The 11,288-nt window shown below is 41.5% G+C and carries 11 protein-coding genes; 6 read left to right on the top strand and 5 right to left on the bottom strand.

The window, feature by feature from the left end; translation table 11 throughout:
* Positions 1-16: 16 nt before the first annotated feature.
* The 5 genes from remB to dnaA all read right to left on the bottom strand — a co-directional run bounded on the left by remB (position 17) and on the right by dnaA (position 4,617).
* Positions 17-301, bottom strand: a complete 285-nt coding sequence (gene remB, locus BLW54_RS04810) for an extracellular matrix regulator RemB (RefSeq protein WP_035507369.1) — start codon at positions 299-301, stop codon at positions 17-19.
* A gap of 9 nt (positions 302-310) precedes the next feature.
* Positions 311-1,429, bottom strand: a complete 1,119-nt coding sequence (recF, locus tag BLW54_RS04805; RefSeq protein ID WP_074733342.1) for a DNA replication/repair protein RecF — start codon at positions 1,427-1,429, stop codon at positions 311-313.
* A 14-nt stretch (positions 1,430-1,443) separates the two neighbouring features.
* Positions 1,444-1,665, bottom strand: coding sequence for a S4 domain-containing protein YaaA (yaaA, locus tag BLW54_RS04800; RefSeq protein ID WP_035507365.1), 222 nt, complete (start codon positions 1,663-1,665; stop codon positions 1,444-1,446).
* A 283-nt stretch (positions 1,666-1,948) separates the two neighbouring features.
* Entirely contained in the window at positions 1,949-3,088 is a 1,140-nt protein-coding gene (gene dnaN, locus BLW54_RS04795) for a DNA polymerase III subunit beta (RefSeq protein ID WP_074733341.1), read from the bottom strand.
* A gap of 173 nt (positions 3,089-3,261) precedes the next feature.
* Entirely contained in the window at positions 3,262-4,617 is a 1,356-nt protein-coding gene (dnaA, locus tag BLW54_RS04790) for a chromosomal replication initiator protein DnaA (protein WP_035507361.1), read from the bottom strand.
* A gap of 672 nt (positions 4,618-5,289) precedes the next feature.
* On the opposite strand from dnaA, the gene rpmH reads away from it, so the two are divergent.
* The 6 genes from rpmH to mnmG all read left to right on the top strand — a co-directional run bounded on the left by rpmH (position 5,290) and on the right by mnmG (position 11,282).
* Positions 5,290-5,424, top strand: coding sequence for a 50S ribosomal protein L34 (gene rpmH, locus BLW54_RS04785; protein WP_074733340.1), 135 nt, complete (start codon positions 5,290-5,292; stop codon positions 5,422-5,424).
* Between the two features lie 207 nt (positions 5,425-5,631).
* Positions 5,632-5,985, top strand: a complete 354-nt coding sequence (rnpA, locus tag BLW54_RS04780; protein WP_035507358.1) for a ribonuclease P protein component — start codon at positions 5,632-5,634, stop codon at positions 5,983-5,985.
* A gap of 113 nt (positions 5,986-6,098) precedes the next feature.
* Positions 6,099-6,857, top strand: a complete 759-nt coding sequence (gene spoIIIJ, locus BLW54_RS04775) for a YidC family membrane integrase SpoIIIJ (protein WP_035507357.1) — start codon at positions 6,099-6,101, stop codon at positions 6,855-6,857.
* The gene (gene jag, locus BLW54_RS04770; RefSeq protein WP_035507355.1) at positions 6,857-7,471 is read left to right on the top strand and encodes an RNA-binding cell elongation regulator Jag/EloR; all 615 of its coding nucleotides are present in this window, start codon (positions 6,857-6,859) and stop codon (positions 7,469-7,471) included. The genes spoIIIJ and jag overlap by 1 nt, the downstream gene beginning before the upstream one ends.
* 467 nt (positions 7,472-7,938) lie before the next feature.
* Complete coding sequence (gene mnmE / locus BLW54_RS04765) at positions 7,939-9,315, top strand: tRNA uridine-5-carboxymethylaminomethyl(34) synthesis GTPase MnmE (RefSeq protein WP_035507353.1); 1,377 nt, start codon at positions 7,939-7,941, stop codon at positions 9,313-9,315.
* A gap of 77 nt (positions 9,316-9,392) precedes the next feature.
* The gene (gene mnmG / locus BLW54_RS04760) at positions 9,393-11,282 is read left to right on the top strand and encodes a tRNA uridine-5-carboxymethylaminomethyl(34) synthesis enzyme MnmG (protein WP_035507351.1); all 1,890 of its coding nucleotides are present in this window, start codon (positions 9,393-9,395) and stop codon (positions 11,280-11,282) included.
* Positions 11,283-11,288: the final 6 nt, after the last annotated feature.

Genomic DNA, 11,288 nt, shown 5'->3' with positions numbered 1-11,288 from the left:
TGAATCTATCTCTATATTAAAAATCGGACTCTTCCGAGTAATCTTCCAATTTATTCAATGTTGTCATCATATTCGCCCGTTTCTTTAAAGTATAGACAGAAAGGGGGCTGAAATAGATAACATCATTCGTAATTACGATTGCCTTTGCCTGATGATCTTCAGTTTCGATTACCTGCTTAGCTTTACGCTGGTTATGAATCATTTCTTCAATGATTGTAGAAGAAGAAATCAAGCTGTTATCAATGATTGCCACGACATCCTCGGATTGGATTACATGGTCATCTCCGATGTGAATGAACAATTCCCCACCTCATTTCTCTGTGTCTATCGTTCCTTCTTTCACGCGAAAGATTTCTGCCTGCTCCAATGCTTCATGTTCGATCCCATCAATATTGGTCGTCGAGACAAAAGTCTGCACTTTTCCTTGAATCGTATGGAGCAAATGCGATTGTCTAAAATCGTCCAGTTCACTCAGCACATCATCCAAAAGTAAGATCGGGTATTCGCCTACTTCACTATGAATCAGTTCAATCTCCGCGAGTTTCAAAGACAAAGCAGTCGTTCTCTGCTGCCCCTGCGATCCATAGGTCTGGACATCTTTTCCGTTCACGTAAAAAACAAGGTCATCCCTATGCGGCCCGGCCAACGTTGTCCCACGCTCTACTTCTTTCGATTCAATTTCTGCGAATTTATCAGTAAATGTATTCTTTATTGTTTCCAAATTCATATCCTCTGATACTTGAACACTTGCATCATAGGCAATTTCCAACTGTTCGAGCTGCCGACTGATCCCCTCATGGATCGGTGTGGCCCAATTTCTAAGCAGCTGCAGGAATTTGAAGCGGCGTTCAACAATGATTGCGGCATGCTCAACCAACTGCTCTGTCATCACTCCGAGCATGGTCCGATCCATACCAGGTTTCCTCTGTAAATCTTTTAAAAGATGGTTACGTTGTCTGAGAATCTTTTGATATTGACCTAAGTGATAAATATAGGTGGGCTGAATCTGACCAATTTCCATGTCAATAAACCGACGACGCACCTGAGGACTCCCTTTTACAAGATTAAGATCCTCAGGTGCAAACATCACCACGTTTAAAGCGCCAATATAATCACTCAAGCGCTTTTGCTCAATATGATTCAATTTTGCCTTTTTCCCTTTTTTGGAAATAACAATCTCGAGCGGGAATCGACGGTTTCGTTTAAAAATACTCCCTTTTATTTTACCATACTCTTCATCCCACTGTATCAGTTCTTTATCTCTTGGAGTTCTATGAGATCTTGTAAAAGCGAGAACATAGATTGCTTCCATCAGATTGGTCTTCCCCTGGGCGTTTTCACCAATGATGACATTGATCTTATGGTCAAATGTCAATGAGAGCTCATCATAGTTCCTGTATGAACGTAGTGATAACTCATGTATATACATAGAAGAACTGTACCCTAACCTTCATTGACAACGGTAAAGCTGCCGAACTCTTCGACTTCTACTGTATCGCCCACGTACAGTTTACGGCCACGACGATTTTCAAGCTCACCATTTACAAAAACTTCAAATTCCGCTAGAAAGATTTTCACCATTCCACCAGACTCGACAATATTCGCCAGTTTTAAAAATTGACCTAAAGGAATGTATTCTGTACTGATTCCGATTTCTTCGCTCATATTATTTCACCCTATTTCATGAATTCACCTATCTTATATTTTACTAAAGATAGAGGTGTAAAGAAAGTCCAAGGCAACGAAACACGTCCGTATGCCTAAATCTGTTTGGTTAGCAGGATTTAGTTAAGTCTTGTTTTCCGAGACACTTTCGAAAGAAAGGAAAGGAATTCATTCATGCCTTTCACCGATTTCCATATCCTGGTGGTTTTATTGAAAATAAAAAGAAGAAGGTACCCTATGAATGATCATAAAGCACCTTCTTATCTTGACCTTGATCAAAGATTTAATAAGTTCTAACTGGAAGAATCAATTGTAAAATTTGATTATCGTCGATTGGACGAATTAAGAATGGACGCATGGCCCCGGTAAATTCAACTTTCACTTGATCATAATCCACAGCTTTCAAAGCATCCATCATATATTTGGCACTGAAAGATATTTTCAAGTCTTCCCCATCGACATCATTCGCCATGACTTCTTCGACAACATTCCCTACTTCTGGAGAATTCCCTGTAATTTCGAGATGGTTGTCTTCTTTTGTAACTAAGCGAACTACATTGTTGCGGTTTTCCTTGGCAAGTAAAGAGGCACGATCGACTGATTGAAGCAATTCCTTCGTATCAATTTTGACAATCGTTTTACTTTGATCAGGAATCAAGCGGGATGTTTCCGGATAATTTCCGTCAAGGAGACGGGACAGGAAGTAAAGATGTTTTGTACGGAATAGTACTTGATTATCCGTCACGCTGACTTCGATCGTATCTTCTGAGTCATCAAGGATTTTATTCAACTCTGTCAAGCTCTTTCCTGGAATAACGACGGCTGGAAGTGATTTCCCTTCTGGTTGTTCCAAAGGAATTTTACGTGAAGCCAGTCGGTGACTGTCTGTAGCGATAAATTCCAGGTGCCCGTCGTCTAATTTCACATGGACCCCAGTGAGAATCGGTCTGGTTTCAGAAGTAGAAACAGCAAACACCGTTTGACGAATTAAATTCTTTAATAAATCAATCGGTAATTCAAAACTCTCTTCTGTATGGAGCTGAGGCAGTTGTGGATATTCCTCAGGGTCTTGTCCGTTCAAGTGGAATTCAGCATTTCCTGAACGAATAGTAACATTACGAGAATGATCACTTTCAATTTCCACGGTGTTCTGAGGAAGTTTACGTACGATATCAGGGAAATACTTTGCTTGTAACACAATATTTCCTGGTTCAATATTTTCCACATAAACGATTCCATCTTCTTCACTAGGGATAAAAGATTCAATAGAAATGTCAGAATCACTACCTGTTAGTTTAATTCCTTCATCACTCGCTTCGATTTTCATACCGGTAAGAATAGGAATTGTGGTTCTGGAAGAAATAGCTTTCATGACATTTTGTACACTATTGATTAATTGATCCCGCTGGATTACAAATTTCATTTCAATACACTCCTCCTACTTGAGCATATATTAATTATTTTTTTATAAAATGCAGTAATAGTACTAGTATGGGCTGTGGAATTGTGGATAACAAGTAAAAGGACTGATGACTTAAGGTTATCCACATGTGGACAGGTTGTTGATGGACGTGCAACCTTTATTCACATTATCCACTAGTGTGTTTTTAGTTGCTCTTTGATTTCATCGAGCTCTCTTTGTAATTGTTGATCATCTGCGACCATTTTTGAAATTTTCTCATGGGCATGAATAACGGTTGTATGGTCACGCCCTCCGAATTCCTCCCCGATTTTCGGTAAAGAGAAATCGGTTAGTTCCCTTGATAGATACATAGCAATCTGACGTGGAAAGGCTACTGATTTCGTTCGTTTCTTTGCTGGGAAATCTTCTAGTCTCACATTGTATTTCTCTCCGACCATTTCCTGAATAGCCTCAATTGTAATTACTTTCGGTTTGGAACTCGGAATGATATCTTTCAAGGCTTCAGCAGCTAGAGACGCATTAATATCACTATTAATGAGTGATGAGTACGCAACGACTCGGATCAAAGCCCCTTCAAGCTCGCGGATGTTCGTATCGATCTGGTTTGCAATATAAAGCATGACTTCATTAGGGATATCGAGCCCTTCCGCTTTTGCTTTTTTACGGAGAATGGCGATTCTCGTTTCTAAATCTGGAGGAGTAATATCTGTAATCAACCCCCATTCAAAGCGAGAGCGCAAGCGATCTTCCAATGTAGGGATCTCTTTAGGCGGACGGTCACTGGAGATTACGATTTGCTTGCTTTCTTCATGGAGTGTATTGAACGTATGGAAAAACTCTTCCTGGGTTTGTTCTTTTCCTGCAAGGAACTGTATATCATCTATTAAAAGCACATCGACACTTCGGTATTTGTTGCGGAAATTGACGGCTTTGTTATCACGAATGGAATTAATGAATTCGTTCGTGAATTTCTCCGATGATAGATAAACAACTTTGGCGTTTGGATTGTGATCCAGCACATAGTGGCCGATCGCATGCATTAAGTGGGTTTTACCAAGTCCTACACCACCATAGATAAATAGTGGGTTATAGGCTTTTGCAGGGGCTTCAGCCACCGCTAAGGAAGCTGCATGGGCAAAACGGTTCCCTGAACCAATGACGAATGTGTCGAACGTATATTTTGAGTTCAACATGCTTTGTGGCGACTCTTCATTTCCGTTGTTTTTCACATTTGGAACCTTCTTAGAAGAGAGCTTCACATCTTCAAGAGAATCGTCCTTTGATTCCGGAATGATGAATTTTGTATCCAATTCTGCTCCTGTCACTTCATATAGAGTCTCTGTTATTAAACTCTCATATTGATTTTCAAGCCAATCTCTGGCGAATTCATTCGGAGCAACGATTGTTAACGTATTTTCGCTTAAGGAGTCAGCTTTTGTGGCTTTCAGCCATGTTTCAAAACTCGGTTTACTAATCTTTTCTTTTATTTGATCGAGCGTATTCGTCCATAATTCATTGATGTTCTCCAAATTTTTTCACCCCTCTCTGTTTCAATGGAAAACAAAAAAGCCTTTCGTTCTCTTTTCCGAACGTAACAAAAGGATCGAAAGGCTTTTGTATAAGGTTTGTATAATGAAATTTGTAAAAAAACCTCTGATCGGATGTGGATGTCCGAAAGTTGATTTTACTAGAGTTCTAGAAAGTTATTTCCAATATCCACAGTGTTGTGCATAACTAAATAAACAAGTGTGTTAATAAATGTCCACATGTTATCCACAGTCTGTGGAAAAGATTTTTGTTCTTCAGAAGTCATTCACGCTTAAACACAAATATAATACCAGATAAAAACACTAGTTGCAATGGTTCACGGGAACTTATCCACAATTCCGATGACTTGTAGATAAAACTCATCCACAGCACTATATTTTGTGATTTTCTTGTCGATATTTGTTGTGGATAGTAGAAAAGGCAGGTTTAAATTATACACAGATCCTGTGAGTATTGGCTAGGGGAAGTTTTGTTCGCTTATAAAAAAGAAGACGACAGCACTTGTTATACAACAGCCTGTTATATAACGGTCCCGGTCTTTTTGGTTAGGATTTGGAAAACAGAAGTTGACAAAAAGCAGGTCTATTTATTATACTAATCGGGACTGCCTTTTAGATGTATTATTGGAATTTTCCCCAGGAGGTGTATATATAATGAAACGCACATTTCAACCAAATAATCGTAAGCGTAAAAAAGTACACGGCTTCCGTGCGCGCATGAGCTCAAAGAACAGTCGTAAAGTTCTTGCACGCCGTCGTCGTAAAGGAAGAAAAGTTTTATCAGCATAGGCCACTGAAAACAATCAGTGGTCTTTTTTTCAGTATATGGTCAAAAGTGGGGCGGATTTTCGTCCCTCTTTTGTTTTATAAAGAACTGGAGAAGTAGATCGGCTTTGAAAGGAAAAGCATAAGAAGAGGTTTTCTACTACATAATGGTAAGGGTCTCTTTTTACCCGGTTAATCCAGGCATTTGCTTGTTTATTTGGAGGGTGTTTGATGAAAAAGGCTTATCGTATAAAGAAAAATGAGGATTTTCAGGAAGTTTTCAAGCGTGGTCAATCGTTCGCAAACCGGCAGTTGGTCCTATATTATATGAAAAAAGAGGATCAGACCCATTTTCGTATCGGTCTGTCAGTGAGTAAAAAAATTGGTCATGCCGTGATGCGTAATCAAATCAAACGGTATTTGCGCCAGGCCTTCCATGAATTGGAGAACGATATCCACCCTCAATACGATCTTGTCGTCATCGCGCGAAAGCCGACGAATCAAATGGGATTTCATGAGGTAAAGAAAAGCTTGACCCATGTATTAGTAAGGTCGAAGCTATTAAATAAAAAAATTCGTACGTAATCATATAGAATTATGGTAGTGAGTAATGCTAAACTTAGGATTGTCGTATAGTCATGGATAGTTTTTGTTTTTTTAAAAGATAGTAGAGCGATTTCAGTAAGGAGGAAGGGACGTTGCGAAATAAATTACTCATCCTGTTAGCAATGACAGGTTTGCTTACGTTCCTATCCGGGTGTATGGATGTTAACCAGGAGATCACCTCGGATAGTACAGGATTTTGGAATGAATATATTGTCTTCCCATTGTCAAAAACATTGTTGTTTTTTGCGGATGCCATGAATGGAAGCTATGGTTTAGCGATTATTGTCGTTACAATTATTATTCGTTTATTATTGTTGCCTTTGAACGTGAAGCAGTTGAAAAGTTCAAAAGCGATGCAAGATATCCAGCCAGAATTGAAGGAACTTCGTGAAAAGTATTCATCTAAAGATGCACAAACCCAGCAAAAACTGCAGCAGGAAACGATGCAGCTCTTCCAGAAAAATGGAGTGAATCCATTAGCTGGGTGTCTGCCGATTATTGTTCAAATGCCGATTTTAATTGGGTTTTACCATGCAATTATGAGAACGACCGAAGTTCAAACCCATAATTTCCTATGGCTTGAGCTTGGTCAATCAGATCCATTTTTAGCAATTTTAACAGCAGGTACAACATTCCTGCAGCAAAAGTTGATGATGGCTGGAGGAGCGGCTGCACAGAACCCGCAGATGCAAATGATGCTTTATGTCATGCCGTTAATGATCGGTACATTTGCGTTCTTCTTCCCATCAGCACTTGCATTGTACTGGATTGTTGGTAACATTGTAATGATTCTTCAAACCATTTTCATCCGTAAACCTATGATGAAAGATGAGACAGGAGGAGCGAACTAGTGAAGCAATGGACTGCTACGGGACCTACAGTTGATGAGGCGATCCAAACAGCACTAGAGCAATTACGTACATCAAGAGATCAGGTGGATGTCGAGGTCATTGATGAAGGTAAAAAAGGATTTCTCGGTTTTGGTACGAAACCAGCTATTGTAAAAGTATCTATCAAGAAAAATCCTGTGCAGGACGTCGAAACATTCATCCATGAAGTAGCAGAACAAATGGGCGCACCTGTTCAAGTGAAAACAGAGCTCCGCCAGCGGGATATTTATATGGAGCTTGAAGGTGAGAAGATCGCGATGCTGATCGGAAAGCGCGGTCAAACATTGAATTCTCTTCAATACTTGGCTCAACTTGTCGTCAATCGTGAATCAGACGTTTTTTATACGGTGATGTTGGATGCGGAAGGTTATCGGGACCGTAGAAAAGAGACATTGAAAAACTTGGCCCAACGCCTTGCGGAAAAAGCAGTACGGTCTAACCAGGCAGTGAAACTGGAGCCGATGCCGTCTTATGAAAGAAAGATTATTCATAGTGCATTGCAAAATAATAGAAATGTCGAAACGGAATCTGCGGGTAACGATCCGCGTAGACATGTCGTCATTAGACCTCAGTGATTAATTTTAGTCAATGCTTCTGTCCATGAACTTGGATGGAAGCATTTTTTGTTGTGTTCATTTCAATACCGATCAATACCGAGAACACGATGCTTTGAGACTTTTGAAGGAATGAAGGGTAGCTGGGAAGGTGGATCTCTTTCCAAAGGCAAAAGGCTTACTTGGTCCCTGAAGGCAAGTATATTCCTTCAGCCTTAAATTCATACAAAATCTCTGGGTCACCTGACATTTTATTGGATAACGGATTCTTTCTCTGAGCTATCGTATTGTTCCGTTTAATCGTGGGGAAAATGATAGAAATACTTATTCACATGTGGATAGAAAAGAAATTACCAAATCAAGAATATAGGTGTTGATATCTTTTCAAATCATTTTCCTGTATGATAAGCTAGTATGTTAGTGATGACAAAAATATCCTTGTTGTGGATAACTATAAATGATAGAAGTTTTTTAGGAGGTGAGTGCGTGTGGAAACAGATACGATAACCGCTATTTCGACCCCTATGGGTGAAGGGGCGATCGCAATTGTCAGATTGAGCGGGCCTGAAGCTGTAGCCATTGCTGCCGATCTTTTTAAAGGGAAGGATTTGAACAAGGTCGATTCCCACACGATGCATTATGGAAAAATTATGGACCCAGAAACGGGCGAAGTGGCGGAAGAAGTCATGGTATCTGTCATGCGTGCCCCGAAGACTTTTACGAGAGAAGATATTGTCGAAATCAATTGCCATGGCGGACTTGTTTCCGTGAATCGTCTCTTGGAAATCGTTTTAGCCAATGGTGCACGCTTAGCGGAGCCTGGAGAATTTACGAAACGTGCCTTTTTGAACGGGCGTATTGACCTTTCCCAAGCGGAAGCCGTTATGGATTTGATTCGTGCCAAAACAGATCGGGCGATGGACGTCGCTTTGAAACAGATGGACGGCCGACTGTCTAACCTAATCCAAGAACTCAGACAGAAACTTCTTGAAACGCTTGCTCATGTCGAAGTCAACATTGACTATCCTGAGTATGATGATGTGGAAGAGATGTCCCACGAGATGATGGAACAGAAAACAAAAGAAGTGCATGAAGAAGTGACTCGTATCCTTGAAACGGCAAGACAGGGGAAGATTCTAAGAGAAGGTCTCGGAACAGCGATCATCGGTCGTCCGAACGTCGGGAAATCTTCATTGATGAATGCCCTTGTCCATGAAAACAAGGCCATCGTTACTGAGGTCCCGGGGACGACAAGGGACGTTATTGAAGAATACGTCAACGTTCGGGGAGTTCCTTTGCGTCTTGTCGATACAGCAGGAATCAGAGAGACTGAAGATATTGTAGAGCGCATCGGTGTAGAGCGTTCCCGCCAAGTATTGAAAGAGGCTGATCTCATCCTGTTTGTGTTAAACTATGGAGATGAGCTGAGTAAAGAAGATGAAAAACTCTTCGAGGCCATCCGCGATATGAATATTATTATTATTGTAAATAAGATGGATCTAGAACAGCGTTTAAATCTTGATCATGTAAAGGAATTAGCAGGCGGTCACCCTGTCATAACAACCTCGCTGATTCGTGAAGAAGGGATCGATCAGTTGGAGAAAGCCATTGGAGATACCTTCTTTGAAGGAGATTTAGATGCTGGAGATATGACATATGTTTCCAATGTGCGTCACGTGCAGCTGCTAAAACAGGCTAAGCAGGCACTCGAAGATGCCCAAAATGGGATGGAAATGGGTGTGCCGCTAGATGTTGTTCAGATTGATGTGACGAGAACATGGGAAATCCTCGGAGAGATTGTTGGGGATACTGTCCATGAAAGCTTAATTGACCAGTTATTCTCACAGTTTTGTTTAGGGAAGTAATGGTGATTAAAACATGCTAGAGGGTAAACTTTAGCTGCTGATCCGATAAATAATTATGAAAAAGGAGAGTCATCCGAATGACATATGATGCAGGGCATTATGATGTAATTGTTATTGGTGCTGGTCATGCGGGGGTAGAAGCAGGACTTGCTGCTGCAAGACGCGGAGCGAAGACGTTGATGCTGACATTAAATCTTGACCTTGTTGCCTTTATGCCGTGTAACCCGTCCATTGGTGGTCCCGCAAAAGGGATCGTTGTCCGTGAAGTGGATGCATTAGGTGGTGCCATGGGACGAGTCATTGATAAGACCCATATCCAGATGCGTCTTTTGAATACTAGAAAAGGCCCCGCTGTCAGGGCCCTTCGTGCCCAGGCAGATAAACCGCTTTATATTAAAGAAATGAAACGGGTGCTTGAAAACCAGGAAAACTTGACCCTTCGTCAGGCAATGGTTGAAAAGGTACTGGTGGAAGATGGAAAAGTAAAAGGGGTAGTGACAGAAACAAAGGCCGCTTATTATGCCCCAACGGTAATTGTGACAACAGGAACGTTTATGCGTGGCCGCGTTATTATTGGAGACTTGTCATACGAAAGTGGTCCAAATAACCAGCGCTCTACGGTATCTCTATCTGAACAATTGGAAGAAATGGGCATTGAGATGGTCCGTTTTAAAACAGGGACTCCGATGCGTGTTAACAGCCATACCATTGATTATTCCAAGACGGAAATCCAGCCTGGAGAAGAAGAACCGCGTTCCTTTTCTTATGAAACGACGGAATTTATTACAGATCAAATTCCGTGCTGGTTAACGTATACAAATGAAGATACCCATAAAATTATCAATGATAACTTAGGGCTTTCCGCTATGTATTCTGGTGCCATCAAAGGAACAGGTCCTCGTTACTGTCCTTCGATTGAAGATAAAATCGTGCGCTTTAATGACAAGCCACGTCATCAGATTTTCCTTGAACCAGAAGGCAGGGATACAGAGGAAGTGTATGTCCAGGGATTATCGACTTCGCTGCCGGAATACGTTCAGAATGAAATGATGCGTACGGTCCCTGGTCTTGAAAAAGCGGAAATCATGCGCGCCGGATATGCCATTGAATATGATTCTGTTGTTCCGACACAATTATGGCCGACATTAGAGACGAAAAAGATTGAAGGCTTATTTACAGCCGGTCAATTGAATGGAACTTCCGGTTATGAAGAAGCGGCTGGCCAAGGCTTGATGGCAGGGATTAATGCCGCTGCCAAAGCGTTGGATTTAGAACCGTTGATTCTTGACCGCTCCCAGGGCTATATCGGGGTCATGATTGATGACCTTGTGACGAAGGGAACAGGCGAACCTTATCGTCTGCTGACGTCCCGGGCGGAATTCCGCTTGATGCTTCGCCATGATAATGCCGACTTACGCCTGACAGAAATCGGCTATCAGCTTGGTTTAATTCCAGAAGACCGCTACGAGCGCTTCCAAGAGAAAAAACGTTTGATCGAAGAAGAGAAAAAGCGTCTCGATAAAGTGATTCTAAAAGAGACGGATGAAGTTCAAGGCGTCATTGAGGAAGCGGGTGGCTCTAAATTGAAGGATGCTGTCCGTGCAACAGACCTGCTGAAGCGTCCGGAGATGAACTACAGCTATATTGAACGTCTGACACCTAGTGACGTTTCTCTACCAGCAGAAGTGAAAGAGCAAGTGGAAATTCAAGTGAAATACAGCGGCTATATTAAAAAAGCCCTCGAACAAATTGATCGCATGAAGAAAATGGAGACAAAGAAAATTCCGGAGAACATCGATTATGATGCGATTCATGGGCTGGCCACAGAAGCACGTGACCGCCTGAAAGCCGTCCGTCCACTGTCTGTCGGCCAAGCTTCCCGTGTATCTGGGGTCAACCCGGCGGATGTTTCTATTTTGCTTGTCTATATCGAGCAAGGGAAAATTGCGCGTGTTTCCGGTGAATAATTCGAG

Origin of the sequence: Halobacillus karajensis (genome assembly GCF_900108515.1) — a bacterium.
In the GTDB taxonomy this organism is placed as follows: domain Bacteria; phylum Bacillota; class Bacilli; order Bacillales; family Halobacillaceae; genus Halobacillus; species Halobacillus karajensis.
The sequence above is the reverse complement of the archived record's forward strand: the minus strand, read 5'-3'. Positions and strand labels throughout refer to the sequence as shown.

Excerpts from the sequence above, each read along its gene's own strand:
- recF (WP_074733342.1), bottom strand. The coding sequence starts at position 1,429 with ATGTATATACATGAGTTATCACTACGTTCATACAGGAACTATGATGAG.
- yaaA (WP_035507365.1), bottom strand. The coding sequence starts at position 1,665 with ATGAGCGAAGAAATCGGAATCAGTACAGAATACATTCCTTTAGGTCAA.
- dnaN (WP_074733341.1), bottom strand. The coding sequence starts at position 3,088 with ATGAAATTTGTAATCCAGCGGGATCAATTAATCAATAGTGTACAAAAT.
- rpmH (WP_074733340.1), top strand. The coding sequence starts at position 5,290 with ATGAAACGCACATTTCAACCAAATAATCGTAAGCGTAAAAAAGTACAC.
- rnpA (WP_035507358.1), top strand. The coding sequence starts at position 5,632 with ATGAAAAAGGCTTATCGTATAAAGAAAAATGAGGATTTTCAGGAAGTT.
- mnmG (WP_035507351.1), top strand. The coding sequence starts at position 9,393 with ATGACATATGATGCAGGGCATTATGATGTAATTGTTATTGGTGCTGGT.